This is a genomic window from Kitasatospora sp. NPDC047058, from assembly GCF_040643935.1.
GTDB lineage: Bacteria > Actinomycetota > Actinomycetes > Streptomycetales > Streptomycetaceae > Kitasatospora.
In genome coordinates this window covers 1-17,465 of the sequence record NZ_JBEYVJ010000147.1, presented here as the reverse complement: position 1 = coordinate 17,465, position 17,465 = coordinate 1, and the positions used below count along the sequence as shown (strand labels likewise).

Genomic DNA, 17,465 nt, shown 5'->3' with positions numbered 1-17,465 from the left:
TGGTCATGATGCCGCCCTTGGTCTCGATGCCGAGGGACAGCGGGGTGACGTCGAGCAGCAGGACGTCCACCCGCGCCGGCCCCGGCGGCCGCGGCGGACCGGCCCGCGTCGGACGGCCTCCCGACGGTGTTCACCGAGCCCGGCCCGGCCGACCGCACGCCGCTGCCGGTGCACCTGCGGGGCACGCCGGTGGTCGTCCCCCCGGCCGACTTCAACCCCTTCGCCCCGGTCGCCGACCCGACGCCCGCCCAGCCGATCCTCATCCCGGCCGACGGCCCGGCCGACCCGTTCGCCGGTCCGTTCGCCGGTCCGTCCCAGGACCCGTTCGGCGGCACGGCCGGCGGCGGCACCGTCGGCACCCCCACCGAGCTGCTCGCCGAGGACCCGGACCGCACGCCCAAGGGCACCCCGGTGACGATCCCGCCGCCGGACTTCAACCCCTTCGCCCCGCCGGCGCCGACGCTCACCGACACCACCGTGCCGGGTGCCGGACCGGACGACCTGCCCAAGGGCACCCCGGTGACGATCCCGCCCCCGGACTTCAACCCCTTCGCCCCGCAGCCGTCCGACACCCCCGCCCCGGCCGCGGTACCCGCCGCCGCGGCCCCCGCGGCGCCGGTCACCGACCCGTTCGGCACGGTGACCGCGGACCAGGCGAGTGATCCCTTCGGCACCACCCTGCCGCAGCAGCCCGCGCCCGTCCCGCCGCCGCCCACGGCCCCGCCGGCCGTCCCCGCGCCGGCTGCCGACGCGGGCTCGCCGGGGGAGGACGGGAAGCCCAAGGGCACCCCGGTGACGATCCCGCCGCCGGACTTCAACCCCTTCGCCCCGCAGCCGTCCGACACCCTCGCCCCGGCCGCCGCGGACGCCCCGGCGGCCGCCCCGGAGACCAGTCCGTTCGGCTGACCGTCCCGGCCGGCCGTCCGCCCGGCCGACGCCCACCCCGTGGCCGCCTCCACCCCGGAGGCGGCCACCGGCGTCTCCGGCCCGCTTGGCCCGCCCGACCTGCCCGCCCGCCCGACCTGCCCGCCCGACCTGCCCGGCCCGGCGGTCGGCACCGGTGCCCCTGCGGTCGCCCCGGGCCCCAACAGGACTCCGGCGCAGATCCGTTGGCGACCACCGGGACCGGCCACCCCGGGGGCCGCCCGCTCGCCATGCCCACGACCGGGCAACTGGTACAGACCTATTGCCAGCCGCCGGCCGGCTCCCTACCCTCGGGGAGCACAGGATCCTCCGCGGCACCCCGACGGCCCGAGGTCTCCGCTCCGCGCTGCCCCACGGCCGGAGCGCCCGCACGCTGCTCCACGCACCTGACACCTCCCCACGGGTATGCGGGGCGCCCCGGCCTGCCCGGAGGCCCCGGGACAGGAGCCACATCCATGCGCAGACGTCGGATCAAGCTGCCGCTGCTGGCGGCCGGGACCCTGATCGTTCCCCTGCTCGCCGTATCCCTGCCCGGCAGCACGGCCGCCGCCGCCGGGTCCGCCACCGCCGCCTTCACCAAGGGCAGCGACTGGGGCAGCGGCTACGAGGGCGCCTACACGATCACCAACGGCTCCAGCACCCCGGTCGACGGCTGGACCCTCGAGTTCGACCTGCCCTCCGGCAACACGGTCGCCTCGCTCTGGAACGCGACGTACACCACCGCGAGTTCGCACGTCACGGTCAAGAACCCGGGCTGGGCCGGGAGCCTGCCGCCCGGCGGCACGTACAACTTCGGCTTCAACATCGCCTACTCGGGCAGCTACCAGCCGCTGCTGAACTGCAAGTTGAACGGCCGGCCGTGCGACGGCGGCGGCTCGGACCAGACCGCGCCGACCGTGCCGGGCAACCTCCGGGCCGGCACCACCACCCAGACCACGGCCGACCTGTCCTGGACGGCGAGCACCGACAACGTCGCCGTCACCGGCTACGACGTGTTCCAGGGCACCACCAAGGTGGCCACCACGGACGGCGCCACCACCGCGGTCACCGTGCAGGGCCTCACCGCCGGCACCGCCTACCAGTTCACCGTCCAGGCCTTCGACGCCGCGGGCAACCGCTCGGCCGCGGCCGGCCCGGTCAGCGTGACCACCAAGCCCCCGGCCGACCCGGACAAGCAGCCGCCGACCACCCCCGGCACCCCCACGGTCTCCGGCTCCGACGCCAACAGCATCTCGCTGGCCTGGGCCGCCAGCACCGACGACGTCGGCGTCACCGCGTACGACGTCTACAACGGCAGCGCGCTCGCCGCGACCGTCACCACGCCGTCCGCCACCGTGGGCAGCCTGGCGCCGGACACCGCGTACACCTTCACCGTGAAGGCCCGCGACGCGGCCGGCAACGCCTCCCCCGCCTCGGCCCCGGTGACCGGCAGGACCAAGCCGGGCGGCACCAACCCCGGCGCGCTGAAGATCGGCTACTTCACCCAGTGGAGCATCTACGCCCGCGGCTACAGCGTGAAGAAGCTCGACACCTCGGGCTCGGCCGGCCGGCTCACCACGCTCAACTACGCCTTCGCCAACATCCACCCGACCACCAAGCAGTGCTTCATCACCAACAAGGCGGCCGGTCCGGACAACGACCCCAACGCGGGCGACGGCGCCGGTGACGCCTGGGCCGACTTCGGCAAGGGCTGGGACGCGGGCAGCTCGGTGGCCGGCACCACCGACACCTGGGACCAGAAGCTCGCGGGCAACTTCAACCAGCTGAAGCAGCTCAAGGCCAAGTACCCCAACCTCAAGATCCAGATTTCGCTGGGCGGTTGGTCCTACAGCAAGTGGTTCTCCGACGCCGCCGCCACCGACGCCTCCCGCAAGGCGCTGGTCAGCTCCTGCATCGACATGTACATCAGGGGCAACCTGCCGGTCATCGACGGCCGCGGCGGTCCGGGCAGCGCGGCCGGCATCTTCGACGGCATCGACCTCGACTGGGAGTGGCCGGCCTCCGGCGGGCACGACGGGAACATCTTCCGGCCCACCGACAAGGCCGACTACACCCTGCTGGCCCAGGAGTTCCGCCGCCAGCTGGACGCGCTCGGCGCCACCACCGGCAAGCACTACACGCTGAGCGCCTTCCTCCCGGCCGACCCGGCGAAGATCACCGCGGGCATCGACATCCCCGGCCTGTTCGGCGCCTTCGACTTCGCCACCGTCCAGGGCTACGACTACCACGGCGGCTGGGAGACGAGCACCAACCAGCAGTCCGCGATCAAGCTCGCGGCCGGCGACCCGTCCACCCCGGACCGCCGGTTCAGCTCGGAGATCGCGATCAACGCCTACGTCGGCGGCGGCGCCCCGAAGAACAAGCTCACCCTGGGCATCCCGTTCTACGGGCGCGGCTGGACGGGCGTGCCGCGCGGCACCACCAACGGCCTCTTCCAGAGCGCGACCGGCCCGGCGCCGGGCAGCTACGAGGCCGGGTTCGAGGACTACCACAAGCTCAAGGAGTACGCCACGAGCGGTGGTTACACCCTCTACCGGGACCCGGTCGCGGGCCACGCCTACCTGTACAACGGCTCGGTGTTCTACACCTACGACGACCCGACCGAGATGGCCCGCAAGACCGCCTGGATCAAGTCCCAGGGGCTGGCCGGCGCGATGATCTGGGCCTTCGACGGTGACACCGCCAACGGCGAGCTGATGGCCGCGGTGGACAACGGCCTGAAGTAGTCCGGTCGTCCGGCCACGGCCGGCCGTCCCCCTCCTGGCCCGTCGCCTGGCCCGTCGCCCCGCTCAGCCGGCGCGGCGGGCCAGGTGCACGACGTCCGGCACCCCGCGGGCGACCGGGATCTCGTGGGTGACCACGTCCGAGAAGCCCGCCGCGCGCAGCGCCTCCTCGAAGGCCGGGGAGGGCTGCGCGCTCCAGACCGCCAGCACCCCGCCCGGCTGCAGCCGGTGCCAGAGCACCGCCAGCCCGTCCGCGCCGTACAGGCCGGAGTTGGAGTCGGTGACCGTCCAGTCCGGGCCGTTGTCGACGTCGAGGCAGAGCGCGTCGTAGCGCTCGCCGTCCGCCCCCGCCAGGTACTCCAGCAGGTCGGCGTGGAGCACCGTCACCCGCTCGTCGTCCAGCGCGCCGCCCGAGAAGCCGGCCAGCGGCCCGGCCCGGTGCCAGTCGATGATCGCGGTCTCGCGCTCGACGATCGCGATCCGCCCCCAGCGCGGCTCGGCCGCCGCGTAGGCCAGCGAGAAGCCGACGCCGAGCCCGCCGATCAGCACCGCCGGTGCCCCGGCCGCGGAACCGGCCCGGTCCAGCTCGTCCAGCGCGGCCTGGATCAGCAGCCGCTCGGAGCGCCCGTCGGCGGTGTCCATCAGGAAGCAGCCGTTGGCGATGATCTCGAAGTGCCGGCCGCGCTGCCGCAGTACCACCTCGCCGAACGGGCCCTCCCGCCGGTCGAGCGTGACGACGGCGTCGTGGCCGTCCCGTGCGGGCAGTGCGGTGGACATCCGGAATCCTCTGCGTGCTCGGGTGTACGGACTACCCGCCCGACAATAGCGGAGGCCGGGGGCGGCCGGTCAGGTCGTGATCAGCACCCCCGCGTAGGACACGCCCGCCACCATCACCCAGGAACCGAGGCCGAGCAGCGCGATCCGGCCACCGGTGCGCACCATGGTGGGCAGGTGCACGGCGCTGCCGAGACCGAACAGGGCGGCGGCCAGCAGCAGCTCCTGGGCGTCCCCGGCCAGGGTCAGCGCCCGGTCCGGCAGCAGGCCGGTGGTGCGCAGCACGATCATCGCCAGGAACCCCGCCACGAACAGCGGGACGATGGGCGGCCGCTTTCCGGATTTCACCTCGTGTTCACCCCGGCGCCGCCGCCGGACCGACACCGCGACCCCGGCGACCAGCGGCGCCAGCAGCACCACCCGCATCAGCTTGACCAGGACGGCCTCGCGCAGCGCGCCCGCCCCGCCGGTCTGCGCGGTGGCGACCACCTGGCCGACGTCGTGGACGCTGGCGCCGACCCAGCGGCCGAACTCGGCCTCGCCGAGGCCGAGCGGATGCTGGAGCAGCGGGAGGACGGCGATCGCCAGGGTGCCGCAGAGGGTGACCAGCGCGACCGAGGCGGCGACGTCCTCCTCCTCGCTGCCGGCGGCCTGGCTGACGGCGCCGATCGCGGAGGCCCCGCAGATCGAGTACCCGGTGGCGACCAGCAGCGGCTGGTCGCCGGGCAGGCCGAGCCGGCGGCCCAGCCACCAGGTGCCGGCGAAGGTGGCGGCGACCACGGCGAGCACCATCGCGACGGTGGCCCAGCCGAGGCCGAGCACGTCGTCCAGGCTGAGCTTGAGGCCGAGCAGCACGATGCCGAGCCGCATCAGCCGCTTGCCCGCCATGGAGAGCCCGGGCCGGGCGATGCCGCGGACCACCGGCCGCATCCCGGGCAGGTGGGCGGCGGCGATGCCGAGCACCACGGCGGCGGTGAGCTTGGGCACCGCGGGGACGGCCTGGTGGACGGCGAGCGCGGCGGCCACGCCGAGCGCGGCGAGCAGCAGGCCGGGGGTGTCCCCGCCGAGCGGGGGCAGCAGACGGGTGCGGACGCGCCGCTCCCGGACGGTCAGTGCCACGCCGCACTCACCGCTGGTCGTCGGCGGGCAGCCGGTAGACCCGCCGGATGCTGGTGCCCAGCCGGGAGACGTCGGCGCCGTAGACGTGGATCGACATGGCGGTGGAGCTGCAGGCGTTGCGGACCAGGTGGATGTCGCCGGGCGGGGCGAAGGCCGCGACGGTGCCGGCCGGCCCGACCACGTGCTCGGTCTCGACCAGGTGCGCGGTGCGCCCGTCGGAGACCAGCCGGTAGCGGGTCTCGCTCTCCTGGCCGCGGTGGACACCCGCCACGCACCAGGAGACGTGGTCGTGGATCGGGGTCTGCTGGCCGGGCAGCCAGACCAGGGCGACCACGGAGAAGCTGCCGTCGCTCTCGGCGTGCACGACGTGCTGGCGGTAGCGGTCGGGGTCACCCTCGCACTGGGCGTCGGTGAGCAGATCGTCGTGGGTCAGGTGCGGGGCGAGCCGCTCGCCGACGAGGTAGGCGGTCAGTTCGGGCGGCAGGCCGCGGTCCACGACGGCGCGGATCTCGCCGACCAGGGCGGTCATCCGCTCGGTGAGCCGGTCGCTGCCGACCGTGGCTGAGGGTGTCATGGGAGCAGGTTCGGCCCGGTGGACCTATCACGTCCAACGAGGGTTTCTTAGCCCTGTCCCAAACCCAGCTTATGAATCGCGCGCCGCGGGCGGCCCCGGCCGCAGCACCTCAGCAGCCGACGCGGGCGGCGGCGGCCGACCGCAGGTGGTCCAGCACCAGCGCGGTCGCCGGGATCCGGCGGTGCTCGCGCAGCACGTACGCGCAGACCTGGCGGCGCAGGTGCGGTTCGACGGCCCGCCCGGTGACCTTGCGGTGGCACATGAACGAGAGCACCAGCGCGGGCATCAGCGCGATCCCGACCCCGGCGGCGACCAGGCTCTGCACGGCCAGGTTGTCGTCGGTGGAGAAGACGATGTCGGGCGCGAACCCCTCCTCCGCGCAGACGTGCAGCAGGTTGGCCCGGCAGCGCGGACAGCCGGCTATCCACCGCTCGCCGTCCAGGTCGGCCAGCCGGACGGCGTGCCGGCGGCCGAGCGGGTGGCCCACCGGCAGCAGGACGGTGAGCAGGTCCTCCATCAACGGGATCTCGTCCACGCCGTCCGGCACCTCGGTGGTGGCACCCGGATAGCGGAAGGCCAGGGCGATGTCGCACTCGCCCCGGAGCAGGCGCTGGACGGAGTCCGGCGGCTCGGCCTCCAGCAGTTCGACCCGGACGCCAGGGTGCTCGGCGAGCAGCCGGGCCATCGCCTCGGGTATCAGGGTGGCGTTGGCGCTCGGGAACGCGCAGACCCGGACCCGTCCGGCGCGCAGCCGGGCGAGCGCGGCGAGCTGCTGCTGGGCGGCCGAGAGGCTGCCGAGGATCAGCTCGGCGTGCCGGGAGAGCGCCTCGCCCGCCTCGGTGAGCCGCAGACCGCGCCCGGCCCGGGTGAACAGCGGCACCCCGACGGACCGCTCCAGCGCCTTCATCTGCTGGGTGATGGCAGGCTGGGTGTAGCCGAGTTCGCGGGCGGCCGCCGAGTAGGAGCCGGCCCGGACGACCTCGTGGAAGGTCCTGATGTGCCGCGAGTCGAATACCGGCTCCACTGCGCCTCCGCCTGCCTGCTCCGCTGCCGGTCCGCCGGCCGGGAGCAATCATAAGCAGACTTTGGAGGTCGCAGAGCTAACCTCGCGCGCCCCTATGGTTTACGGACGAACCGTCCGCACCCCGCACGCCCCCGGCCACTCCCTGCACTCGCTGCTTCCCGGGCGCCCTGCTTTCCGGCCGCCCTGCACTCCGGGCGCTCGCGGCTGCCGCGGAGCTCGTGGCTGCCCGCGGAGCGGGACAGGCCGACCCTACGTCCGGTAGTAGGCGCCGAGGTCCTTGAGCGACTGCGCCATCACCGCGCGGTTCCGGTCGTTCAGCCCCATCCCCCGCAGCGAGGCGTTCCGCAGCTGAACCGTGATGAAGTGCCCGCCGACCGCGAGCATGCCCTCGTAGTCCTCCGCGGTGCCCCGGTTCCGCTTCACCACCGCGACGCAGGAGTCCGGCAGGCCCTCGATCTCGGCCACCTCCTCGTACCCCTCGCCGTCGGCCTTCCGCTGCGCACAGGTCCGGCCGACCGCCGCGGCCTGCTCCGCGTCCTTCGCCACCTGGACCGCGAACGGTTCCCAGGAGCCGCTGATGGTTCCCTTGCCGGGGAGGGTGATCCAACACTGCCCGGTCCGGTCGTCGTGCCAGTTCCCGTGCGCCTCGAACCCCTCGACCGGGTCGGCCAGCCAGCGGCCGAAGGTCCCGGGCTCGATCCGGCCCGCGCACTCCGCCCGGACCTGCGCCGCCTGCTCCTTGGAGAGCTTCCCGTCACCCCCGCCCCCGTCCCCGCCACAACCGCCCAGCAGCAGCGCCCCGACCGCCATCAGGGCCACCGCACCCCACTCCCGCCTCACCGCGAGCTCCCCTCCGACGACTTCCGCGATGATGTCCATGCACCCGAACGATCGTCAAGGATTCCGCAGTGAAAGGGAGTTCACGAGCTCGCCGCACCCACCCCGGCTTCTCGGGCGACCCCCTCCGCGCCGGACGGCCGGGTGCCGGTCACCGGCCGCGCCGGCCCTTCAGCAGCCAGCCCAGCACCCCGCCCGCCACCAGCGTGGCCATCAGGGCGATCCAGAGCGGAGCGGTCACGGTGAACACCCAGAACTGGATCTTGACCTTGTCGAGGTTGGCGAACAGGAACCACACGGCGAGGACGACGAGGACACCGATCCCGATGTACCGGGTGGGGATCCCGCCGATCTCGCTGCGCTTGGATCCGGACGAGCCGTCTGAAATCTTGGTCACACGCGCAGTCTGCGGGCCGATCGGCTGATTTGTCCGGCTACGCGCCCTGGGGTAGCCCGCACGGGGCAACCCCGCCCCGCGCGGGTTTGCGCCCGGCCGCGGGCACCGTGACTCACCCGGTGCCGGTTCCCCGGACCGGGCCGGGGCCGCGAAGCCCCGGCCCGGCGAGCGGGGACCGACCGAGCGGGGACCGACCGACGCCGGCCCTACCGCTCGTCGCGCCAGGAGCGCCAGAGCGCCGCGTACGGACCGCCGGCCGCCACCAGTTCGGGGTGGCTGCCGTACTCGCTGATCCGCCCGCCCTCGACCACCGCGATCACGTCCGCGTCGTGCGCGGTGTGCAGCCGGTGCGCGATGGCGATCACCGTCCGGCCCTCCAGCACCCGGGAGAGCGAACGCTCCAGGTGCCGGGCGGCCCGCGGATCCAGCAGCGAGGTGGCCTCGTCCAGCACCAGGGTGTGCGGATCGGCCAGCACCAGGCGGGCCAGCGCCAGCTGCTGCGCCTGCGGCGGCGTCAGCGCCGTACCGCCCGAACCGACCTCGGTGTCCAGGCCCTCCGCCAGCGCGTCCACCCAGTCTCCGGCGTCCACCGCGGCCAGCGCCCCGCGCAGCTCGGTGTCGTCGGCGTCCGGCGCGGCCAGCCGCAGGTTGTCCCGCAGGGTGCCGACGAAGACGTGGTGCTCCTGGTTGACCAGCGCGACCTGGGCCCGGACCCGCTCGGCCGGCATCCGGGACAGCGCGGCCCCGCCGAGGGTGACGCTCCCCCGGCCCGGCGCGTAGATCCCGGCCAGCAGCCGGCCCAGGGTGGACTTCCCCGCGCCGGACGGGCCGACCAGGGCGACCCGGCTGCCCGGGGCGATGTCCAGGCTGATGCCGTGCAGCACGTCGGCGCCCTCGCGGTAGCCGAAGCGGACGTCCTTCGCCTCCACCCGTCGACCGTCCGGCCGGGCCTCCTCGTCGCTCTCGTGCTCCGGCACCTCGCGGACCCCGACCAGCCGGGCCAGCGAGGCCTGCCCGATCTGCAGCTCGTCGTACCAGCGCAGGATCTGGTCGACCGGGGTGGTGAGCGCCTGGGCGTACAGCACCCCGGTGGTCAGCTGGCCGACGGTGATCCAGCCCTTCACGGCGAACAGACCGCCGAGCACCAGGGTGCCGAGCACGGCCAGGGTGTAGACCGCGTCGATGGTCGGGAACCAGACCGAGCGGAGCCACAGGGTGTACCGCTCCCAGGCGATCCACTCGCCGAGCTTGCGGTCGGTCAGCCGGACCCGGTCGTCCCCCAGGCGCAGCGCCTCGACCGTCCGCCCGGCGTCGACCGTCTCGGCGAGCACGGTGTTCACCGCGGCGTACCCGGCCGACTCGTTCCGGTAGGACTGCGGGGCGCGCCGGAAGTACCAGCGGCTGGAGACCAGCAGCAGCGGCAGGCCGGTCAGCGAGGTGAGCGCCAGCAGCGGCGAGGTGAGCACCAGGGCGCCCAGCACCAGCAGCAGCGAGACCACGGCGACGGCCAGCTCGGGGACCGCCTCGCGGACCGACTTGTCCAGCCGGTCGATGTCGGTGGTGCCCCGGGAGACGAGGTCCCCGGTGCCGGCCCGCTCCAGGACGCCGGTCGGCAGCGCGACCGAGCGGACCAGGAAGTCCTCCCGGAGGTCCGCCAGGACCCGCTCGCCGAGGATGCTGCCGCGCAGCCGCGACCACCAGGTGAAGACGGACTGCACGGCCAGCGCCAGCAGGTACCAGCCGGCCGCGACCGCGATGGTCGACTCGGCGGTGCCGGTGGCCAGCGACTCGACCAGGGTGCCGAGCACCCAGGGCCCGACCAGCGCGGCGACGGTGGCCACCGAGTGCAGCACCACCACCGCCGAGAAGCCGGCCCGGTGCCGCCGGGCGAGCAGCCCCAGGTAGGCGCGGACGGCGGCCGGGGAGCCGACCGGAAGGGTGGTGGCCGGCCCCTGCTCCCGTTGGACGGGGGGCTTCATGCGGTGCTCCTCGGCTCGTGCGGTCCCCCGGGTCGTTGCGGTCGGCCGGGCTCCCGCGGTGCATGCGGCTCGCACGGCCCGCACGGCCCGGACGGCTCGCGTTGCCCGGACGGCTCATGCAGTCCGGACGACTCGGGCGGCCCGGGCGCGCGGTGCGTCGACGTGACGCGGCTCCGCCCCCTCATACGCCCTCCCCGACCGGCGCCGGCTCCTCGTCGCGGGTGACCACGGCGCGGTAGGCGGGCTCGCTGTGCATCAGCTCGCGGTGCCGGCCCGAGGCGGCGGTCCGGCCGTCCCGGACCAGCACCACCCGGTCCGCCTGGTCGAGCAGCAGCGGGCTGGTCGCGAACACCACGGTGGTGCGCCCCTCCCGGTTCTTGCGCAGCCCGGCCGCGATCCGCGATTCGGTGTGCGCGTCGACCGCGCTCGTCGGCTCGTCCAGGACGAGCACCGGCGGGTCGGCCAGCAGCGATCGGGCGAGCGCCAGCCGCTGGCGCTGACCGCCGGAGAGCGAGCGGCCCCGCTCGGTGATCCCGGCGCGCATCGCGTCGCCCCCGGACTCCGGCGAGCCGTCCACCAGGGCGTCCAGCACGTCCTCCGCGCGGGCGGCGGACAGCGCCTCGGCGGGCGTGACCCGCCCGGAGGCGGGGACGTCCAGCAGCGCGGCCAGGGTGCCGGAGAGCAGCACCGGCTCCTTGTCGTGGACCAGCACCGCCGCCCGCGCCGAGGCCAGCGGCACGGCGTCCAGCTCGGTGCCGCCGAGCCGCACCGACGGCGAGGGTTCCGCACCCTCGGCCAGCGGGACGTGCCCGCCGAGCCGTTCGGCGAGCTCCCCGGCGAAGTCCGGGTCGCCGCAGACCACGGCGGTCAGCTCGCCGGCCCGGACGGTCAGCCCGGTGGCCGGGTCGTACAGGTCGGACTGCCCGGGCGCGGTCAGCCCGGCGTCGTGACGGCCGCTGGTCCGGCGGAGCGAGAGCACCCGGACGGCCCGCCCGGCGGAGACCCGGGCCACGCTCCAGGCGTGCGCGGCCTCGCCGAGGATCCGCAACGGCGCGGCCAGGTACGCGGTGGCGCCGTAGACCGCGACCAGGGTGCCGATGCCGATCCGCCCGGTGGCGGCCAGGTGGGCGCCGTACCAGGTGATGCCGACCACGAACAGGCCGGGCAGCAGGACCTGCTGGGCCTGCATGAACGACCAGACCCGGGCCGAGCGGACGGCGGCCGAGCGGACCTTCTGGGACGCGGCCCGGTACCGGTCGAGGAACAGCTCCTCGCCCCCGATGCCGCGCAGCACGCGCAGCCCCGCGACGGTGTCGGCGGCCAGCTCGGTGGCCTTGCCGCCGAGCGCGCGCTGCTCCGAGTACCGCCGCTCGAACGGGCCGAGCAGCGGCCAGACCGCGGCCGCCAGCACCGGGACACCGAGCAGCACGGCCAGTCCGAGCACCGGCTCGACGGCCAGCACCGCGGCGCTGACGCCCAGCCAGACGATCAGCGCCCCGCGGACCCGGGCGGAGAGCTCCACGTACCAGCCGATCTTCTCGACGTCACCGCTGCCGACCGCGACGACCTCGCCGGTGGCGATCCGCCGGGACAGCCCGGTGCCGAGGTGCGAGGCCTGGCGGGCCACCAGCTGGCGGACCTGGGTGGCGGCGTGGATCCAGTTCCACACCGCCTGGCGGTGCAGCAGGACGGTGCCGAGCGCGGCGAACGCGGCCAGCGCGAGCGCGGTGCCGCCGGCCCGCCAGATGCCGGGGGTGTCGCCGTCGACGGCGGCCTGGACGCCCTGGCCCAGCGGCACCGGCAGGGCCGCCCGGCAGCCCAGCTCCAGCAGCGACCAGCAGGTGGCGAGCACCTGGCCGCGCCGCTGGCTGCGCTGGAGCCAGCGCAGGAAGGCGAGGGGGGAGGAGAGGTCGGGGCCACCGGGATCGGCCAGCGGCAGGGTTGCGAGCGGCATGACGCTCCGTTGCGGGTGGTACGGGCAGGTGGCGCAGCCGGCGCGGGTCGCGCGCCGGGTGCGAGGGGAAGGGAGGAGGAGGACGCCCGGCCGGTGCGGTCACGGCCGGGTGCGGGTGAGGTTCTCAGGAGGTCATGGCAGCGAGCCTGCCAACCCGGATGTGACCTACGCAACAGGTTTTCCCGGCCGCACGCCCCCGCTCACGCCCCTCACGCGAGCCCGCCGCGCGCCCCGCCGCCGGGCCCGCCCGCAGCCCGCCGGGAGCCCGACCCGAGGCCCGCCCGAGGCCCCGCCCGGAGCCCCACCCCGGGCCACCTGGCCCGCTGCACGCGCCGGTACCACGCGTCAGAAAATTCTTTTCCGGTCCGGGAACAATCGAACCACGGCACCGGTTGCTCCACTGGAAGCAGAAGGACGACCAGGAGGGCACCCCGTCCCGTGAGCAGCATCCCCAGCGTCACCCTCAACGACGGCTCGCAGATCCCGCAGCTCGGCTTCGGCGTCTGGCAGGTGCCGGACGCCGAGGCCACCGCGGCCGTCCGCAGCGCCGTCGAGGCGGGCTACCGCTCGATCGACACCGCCGCGGTCTACGAGAACGAGACCGGCACCGGCAAGGCGGTCACCGAGGCGCTCGCCGGCGGCGTGGCCCGCGAGGACCTCTACATCACCACCAAGCTCTGGAACTCGGGCACCCTCGACTGGTCCGGCGAGCAGGGCCGGGACGCCGTGCTGCGCGCGTTCGACGCCTCGCTGGAGAAGCTCGGCCTGGACTACGTGGACCTCTACCTGATCCACTGGCCGCGCCCGAAGCACGGCAGCTACCTCAACATCTGGAAGGCCTTCGAGCAGCTGCACGCCGACGGCCGGGCGAAGTCGATCGGCGTCTCCAACTTCGGCACCGAGCAGCTGACCCGCCTGCTGGGCGAGGCCTCGGTGAAGCCGGTGCTGAACCAGGTGGAGCTGCACCCCTACTTCCCGCAGGACGAGCTGCGCGCCTTCCACACCGAGCACGGCATCGCCACCGAGGCCTGGAGCCCGCTGGGCCAGGGCAAGGAGCTGCTCGCCGAGCCGGCCCTGGCGAAGATCGCCGAGAAGCACGGCCGCACCGTCGCCCAGGTGGTGCTCCGCTGGCACCTGCAGCGCGGCGTCATCGCGATCCCGAAGTCGGTCACCCCGTCCCGGATCCGGGAGAACCTGGACGTCGCCGGCTTCGAGCTGGACGCGGACGACCTCGCCGCGATCGCGGGTGTCGCCACCGGCAAGCGGATCGGTCCGGACCCGCAGGAGTTCGACTGGAACTGAGGCGTCCGGGAGCAGCGGCTCCCGGAGTGCCGGGGCACCCCGGGCGGCCGTCGCCGTCGGCCCGGGGCGCCTGAGGACGCGTCAACACCGAAGGCCGCCTTCCCCTGTACGGGTCGGCGGCCTTCGGTGCGTTGGCGAATCGTTTTGGCTGGAGCTCAAAGGGCGCAAGCCTAGAGCCGGGCCGCCTTGGCGATCAGCGCGAGCGCGGGCTCGTGCTCCTCCCCCTCCAGCGGGGAGAGCAGCAGCCGCTGGACCTGGGCCACGCCCGCGGCCGAACGGTGCAGCAGGTCCTGGCCCGCCGGCGAGAGCGACAGCAGGTTGCGCCGCCCGTCCGAAGGGTCACGCCGGCGCTGCACCAGGCCGCGCCGGACCAGCCGGCTGACCATCTCGGCCATCGTCGCCTTGTCCAGCGAGGCCAGCTCGCCGACCGTGCGCTGGTCGGCGCCCGGTTCCAGCTCGAGCGCGTCGAGCACCGCGTACTGCGGCGCCGTCAGCTCCGAACCGACGTGCTCCGACCAGAGCTTGGTGTGCACCTGCTGGCTCACCCTGATCAGGTAGCCGATCGCCCGCTGGGCGTCCAGCATCGGCCGCGCGTCGGTGAGGACGGCGACCGCAGCGGGCTCCAGCCTGGCTATCTTGGCCATCACCCGGACGATCTCCAGCTGCTCCTCCGCCGTCAGCGGCTCGAAGAGCGTGCGCTGCACGCGGACCACTCCGCCGGTGGCCTCGCGCACAGCCTGGGCGCCGCTCTGCGAGAGAGCGAGCAGTTTGCGCCGGCCGTCGGCCGGGTCGCGGCGTCGCAGCACCAGGCCGCGCCGGACCAGCCGGGCGACCATCTCGGCCATCGTGGCCTTGTCCAGCGAGGCGCGCTCGCCGACCGTCCGCTGGTCAGCACCCGGTTCGAGGGCGAGGACCAGCAGAACGGCGAACTGCGGAGCCGTGAGGTCGGCTCCGACGTGTTCGGACCACAGACGGGTGTGAACCTGCTGTGCAACGCGGATCAGGTGCCCGGGCGACTGCTGCAGTCGCGCGGACACGCGGGTCGTCGGGATCTCCCCCAGCACCATGTATCCGTCCCGATGTCACACCCGGTGTGTGTGGGACACCCGGGTGGGGCAGTAACGGCGAGTGGGCGTCCCGCTGTGAGGGAGGGCGCTCCAGCCGTGCAGCCGGTGGCTGCTGGCGGACACTATACAAACGGCGAGCCCTTGCTGGCAGGCGGGGGCGGATAGTAGACGCAGGTTCGGCAACATTGGCATATTTACCCGCCGAGCCGACCCGGCGGTAACCCGTTCGCACGAGAAACCCGACCGGCCGGTCCTTACCCTCGGTCACCTGCGGGTTCGCCCTGGCCGGGGCCCCTACTCGCCGGTAGGGTATGGCCACTCGGCGGTCCAACCCGAGAAGAGTCTCCGCGCGGCCCCCGCGAGGGTTCCGCACGGACTCCGTGCCAGATCCGAGTGAGAATCCGAGAGAGACGAGAGCCAGCATGACCGAGCAGACCACCGCCCCCCGGGTCGCCGTCGTCACCGGCGCCGCGCGCGGGCTGGGCGCCGCCACCGCCGAGCGCCTCGCGGCCGACGGCTACGCCGTCGCCGTCCTCGACCTGGACGAGGCGGCCGGCAAGGACACCGTCGACCGGATCACCGCGGCCGGCGGGCGGGCCCTCGCGGTCGGCGCCGACGTCTCGGACGCCGGCCAGGTCCAGGCCGCGGTCGACCGGATCGTCGCCGAGCTGGGCACCCCGGTCGTCCTGGTCAACAACGCGGGCGTGCTGCGCGACAACCTGATCTTCAAGATGACCGAGTCCGACTGGGACACGGTCATGAACGTTCACCTCCGCGGCGCCTTCCTGATGACCCGCGCCGTCCAGAAGCACATGGTCGACGCCGGCTTCGGCCGGATCGTCAACCTCTCCTCCTCCTCCGCCCAGGGCAACCGCGGCCAGGCCAACTACTCCGCCGCCAAGGCCGGACTACAGGGCTTCACCAAGACCCTGGCCATCGAGCTGGGCAAGTTCGGGGTCACCGCCAACGCCGTCGCCCCGGGCTTCATCGCCACCGACATGACCGCCGCCACCGCGGCGCGCGTGGGCATGGACTTCGAGGACTTCAAGAGCGCCGCCGCCACGCAGATCCCGGTGCAGCGGGTCGGCCTGCCCGAGGACGTCGCGCACACCATCTCGTTCCTGGCCAGCGAGGGTGCCGGATTCGTGTCCGGCCAGGTCATCTACGTTGCGGGCGGCCCCCTCGACTGAGGCACCGAACCTACACAGGGTTACCACGGAGCGGGAGTCGGCGCGGCCGGTCCCCCGCTCCGTTTCCTTTGCCCGCCCTTGGGAAAACCGGCTCGGGCGCCGCACGAAAATTCGATCCGGAATTACCGGAAAAACGCCCGCGGATGACCGGATTCCCATCGGTTCGGTCCTTTCCCGGAGAATTCCGAATTCCTCGCGGAAGGTCGTCGAGCCGGTCGGTAGGGTCACCAGCGTGCAAGCGCCGAGTGAATTGCCGGAGAACCCCACCACCCGCCGCGAGCGCCCACGCCGCTCCCCCGCGGACGCCGGCCGGGAACCCGGCTGGCCGCCCCTGGGCCGCCGGCAGGCCGGACTGCTGGCCCTCACCGTCCTCGGCTACCTGCTGGTCGTGGCCGGCGTGCTGCTCGACAGCTGGCTGGTCGACCTCGACTGGACGGTCCGGCTGGCCCGCCCGTACGAGCGGTGGCCCAGCCTCGAACCGCTGCTGGACAACTGGGTGGTGGCCGGCCAGCGCGGTCCCTCCGCCGTCGCCGCCTTCGCCTGGCTCGGCTGGCGCGCCCACCGGCTGCAGCGGCTGCGCCCGCTGCTGGTGATGGGCGCGGCCCTGCTGCTGCTCAACGCCACGGTCGGCGCGGTGAAGATCGTCACCGGCCGGCTCGGCCCGCACTACGCGCACTATGTCGGCTCGCCCGAACTGTTCTCCGGCGGCACCATCTTCCCCTCCGGTCACACCGCGAACGCCGTGGTCACCTGGGGCGTGCTCGCCTACCTGGCGGCGGACTGGCGGCGCACCGGCGCGGTGCTGGCCACCGCCACCGCCGGCTCGGTCGGGCTCACCACCCTCTACCTGGGCACCCACTGGGTCACCGACGTGCTGGCCGGCTGGGCCGCCGGCCTGCTGGTCCTGCTCTCGCTGCCGCTGGTGGAGCCGCTGGTCGCCGCCGCCGAACAGCGCATCGCCGCCCGGCGCGCCGTCCGCCGGACCGGGCCGGAGGTCACCCCTCCCAGCTCCGTTCCACCACCCCGTCGCGCACCACGAGGTTGAGCCGCCCCTCCCGGTGGTCCATGGTCATCATCGCCCCGGGGGACAGCACCCGGACCGACGCCCAGCCGTGCCGGCGGGCCAGCTCCTCGGCCCGCTCCACCCGCAGCCCCGCGTAGCGCTCCGCGTCCGCCTCCGCCTCCGCCATGGCCCCTCCCCGCCTCGAAATCCGGACGTACGCTGGAATCGTAGACGGCAGTGACGCCGGACGGAGGTGACCGGGCATGCGCACCACCACCCCGCGCCGGTGGCGGAGCGGCACCGAGCCCGCCACCGCCCGCAGCGATCTCAAGCTCCGCTACCTGCTCTCCCTGACCTTCACCCCGCTGTTCGCCCTCGCCACCGTGGCCTTCGCCGTCTGGGCCGCGAACGCCTCCGAGCTGGGCGTCCCCAGCCGGGGCACCCTCACCGGCTTCGCGGTGGCCTGCGGGATTCTCACCGTGTTCGCCCTCATCGACCTCGTCATCGTGATCCGGCGCCGCCGGACCGAGCTCTGACGTGGCCGTGCCGCTGCATCCGGGGGTGGACGACCAGACGCCCTATCCGGGCGATGCCGTCG

General features: G+C 74.1%; 17 protein-coding genes. 6 read left to right on the top strand and 11 right to left on the bottom strand.

The annotated features are described in order from the left end of the window. The coding region (locus ABZ885_RS21875; protein WP_360191031.1) for an Hsp70 family protein at positions 1–70 on the bottom strand (70 nt) is incomplete at its 3' end. 56 nt (positions 71–126) lie between these two features. On the opposite strand from ABZ885_RS21875, the gene ABZ885_RS21870 reads away from it, so the two are divergent. Continuing rightward, complete coding sequence (locus ABZ885_RS21870) at positions 127–906, top strand: hypothetical protein (RefSeq protein WP_360191025.1); 780 nt, start codon at positions 127–129, stop codon at positions 904–906. Positions 907–1,379: 473 nt separating this feature from the next. Next, positions 1,380–3,650, top strand: coding sequence for a glycoside hydrolase family 18 chitinase (locus ABZ885_RS21865; protein ID WP_360191022.1), 2,271 nt, complete (start codon positions 1,380–1,382; stop codon positions 3,648–3,650). A 63-nt stretch (positions 3,651–3,713) separates the two neighbouring features. Here the strand turns inward: ABZ885_RS21865 and ABZ885_RS21860 are convergent, their stop codons facing one another. The 8 genes from ABZ885_RS21860 to ABZ885_RS21825 form a co-directional block, all read right to left on the bottom strand. Next, positions 3,714–4,424 (bottom strand): spermidine synthase, encoded by a 711-nt coding sequence (locus tag ABZ885_RS21860; RefSeq protein ID WP_360191019.1) that lies wholly within the window; start codon positions 4,422–4,424, stop codon positions 3,714–3,716. Positions 4,425–4,493: 69 nt separating this feature from the next. Continuing rightward, entirely contained in the window at positions 4,494–5,534 is a 1,041-nt protein-coding gene (locus tag ABZ885_RS21855) for a putative sulfate exporter family transporter (RefSeq protein ID WP_360191028.1), read from the bottom strand. A gap of 13 nt (positions 5,535–5,547) precedes the next feature. Continuing rightward, positions 5,548–6,114: a cysteine dioxygenase family protein gene (locus ABZ885_RS21850; RefSeq protein WP_360191016.1), complete on the bottom strand. Its 567-nt coding sequence runs from the start codon at positions 6,112–6,114 to the stop codon at positions 5,548–5,550. Positions 6,115–6,223: 109 nt separating this feature from the next. Then, positions 6,224–7,138: a LysR family transcriptional regulator gene (locus ABZ885_RS21845; RefSeq protein WP_360191013.1), complete on the bottom strand. Its 915-nt coding sequence runs from the start codon at positions 7,136–7,138 to the stop codon at positions 6,224–6,226. A gap of 249 nt (positions 7,139–7,387) precedes the next feature. Next, entirely contained in the window at positions 7,388–8,017 is a 630-nt protein-coding gene (locus ABZ885_RS21840; protein ID WP_360191010.1) for a hypothetical protein, read from the bottom strand. A gap of 109 nt (positions 8,018–8,126) precedes the next feature. Further along, positions 8,127–8,372 (bottom strand): LapA family protein, encoded by a 246-nt coding sequence (locus ABZ885_RS21835; protein ID WP_360191007.1) that lies wholly within the window; start codon positions 8,370–8,372, stop codon positions 8,127–8,129. Between the two features lie 206 nt (positions 8,373–8,578). After that, positions 8,579–10,351, bottom strand: coding sequence for an ABC transporter ATP-binding protein (locus ABZ885_RS21830; protein ID WP_360191004.1), 1,773 nt, complete (start codon positions 10,349–10,351; stop codon positions 8,579–8,581). 181 nt (positions 10,352–10,532) lie between these two features. After that, the gene (locus ABZ885_RS21825) at positions 10,533–12,305 is read right to left on the bottom strand and encodes an ABC transporter ATP-binding protein (protein ID WP_360191001.1); all 1,773 of its coding nucleotides are present in this window, start codon (positions 12,303–12,305) and stop codon (positions 10,533–10,535) included. Between the two features lie 438 nt (positions 12,306–12,743). Here ABZ885_RS21825 and ABZ885_RS21820 point away from each other — a divergent pair, with 438 nt between their 5' ends. Continuing rightward, positions 12,744–13,607 (top strand): aldo/keto reductase, encoded by an 864-nt coding sequence (locus tag ABZ885_RS21820; protein ID WP_360190998.1) that lies wholly within the window; start codon positions 12,744–12,746, stop codon positions 13,605–13,607. A gap of 170 nt (positions 13,608–13,777) precedes the next feature. On the opposite strand, the gene ABZ885_RS21815 is transcribed toward ABZ885_RS21820, so the two are convergent. Beyond that, positions 13,778–14,644: a MarR family winged helix-turn-helix transcriptional regulator gene (locus tag ABZ885_RS21815; RefSeq protein ID WP_360190995.1), complete on the bottom strand. Its 867-nt coding sequence runs from the start codon at positions 14,642–14,644 to the stop codon at positions 13,778–13,780. A gap of 452 nt (positions 14,645–15,096) precedes the next feature. On the opposite strand from ABZ885_RS21815, the gene fabG reads away from it, so the two are divergent. Then, positions 15,097–15,864, top strand: coding sequence for a 3-oxoacyl-ACP reductase FabG (gene fabG, locus ABZ885_RS21810; protein ID WP_360190992.1), 768 nt, complete (start codon positions 15,097–15,099; stop codon positions 15,862–15,864). Between the two features lie 232 nt (positions 15,865–16,096). After that, positions 16,097–16,909, top strand: a complete 813-nt coding sequence (locus tag ABZ885_RS21805) for a phosphatase PAP2 family protein (RefSeq protein ID WP_360190990.1) — start codon at positions 16,097–16,099, stop codon at positions 16,907–16,909. Here ABZ885_RS21805 and ABZ885_RS21800 read toward each other — a convergent pair. Further along, the gene (locus tag ABZ885_RS21800) at positions 16,860–17,054 is read right to left on the bottom strand and encodes an I78 family peptidase inhibitor (RefSeq protein ID WP_360190987.1); all 195 of its coding nucleotides are present in this window, start codon (positions 17,052–17,054) and stop codon (positions 16,860–16,862) included. The genes ABZ885_RS21805 and ABZ885_RS21800 overlap by 50 nt on opposite strands. A gap of 76 nt (positions 17,055–17,130) precedes the next feature. On the opposite strand from ABZ885_RS21800, the gene ABZ885_RS21795 reads away from it, so the two are divergent. Beyond that, a complete protein-coding gene (locus ABZ885_RS21795) occupies positions 17,131–17,403 on the top strand; it encodes a DUF6343 family protein (protein ID WP_360190985.1) in 273 nt (90 codons plus the stop codon). The last annotated feature ends 62 nt before the right edge of the window (positions 17,404–17,465 follow it).

Coding starts and splice junctions, on each gene's coding strand:
- ABZ885_RS21795 (WP_360190985.1), top strand. CDS start 17,131: ATGCGCACCACCACCCCGCGCCGGTGGCGGAGCGGCACCGAGCCCGCC.
- fabG (WP_360190992.1), top strand. CDS start 15,097: ATGACCGAGCAGACCACCGCCCCCCGGGTCGCCGTCGTCACCGGCGCC.
- ABZ885_RS21825 (WP_360191001.1), bottom strand. CDS start 12,305: ATGCCGCTCGCAACCCTGCCGCTGGCCGATCCCGGTGGCCCCGACCTC.
- ABZ885_RS21865 (WP_360191022.1), top strand. CDS start 1,380: ATGCGCAGACGTCGGATCAAGCTGCCGCTGCTGGCGGCCGGGACCCTG.
- ABZ885_RS21860 (WP_360191019.1), bottom strand. CDS start 4,424: ATGTCCACCGCACTGCCCGCACGGGACGGCCACGACGCCGTCGTCACG.
- ABZ885_RS21830 (WP_360191004.1), bottom strand. CDS start 10,351: ATGAAGCCCCCCGTCCAACGGGAGCAGGGGCCGGCCACCACCCTTCCG.
- ABZ885_RS21840 (WP_360191010.1), bottom strand. CDS start 8,017: ATGGACATCATCGCGGAAGTCGTCGGAGGGGAGCTCGCGGTGAGGCGG.
- ABZ885_RS21850 (WP_360191016.1), bottom strand. CDS start 6,114: ATGACACCCTCAGCCACGGTCGGCAGCGACCGGCTCACCGAGCGGATG.
- ABZ885_RS21800 (WP_360190987.1), bottom strand. CDS start 17,054: ATGGCGGAGGCGGAGGCGGACGCGGAGCGCTACGCGGGGCTGCGGGTG.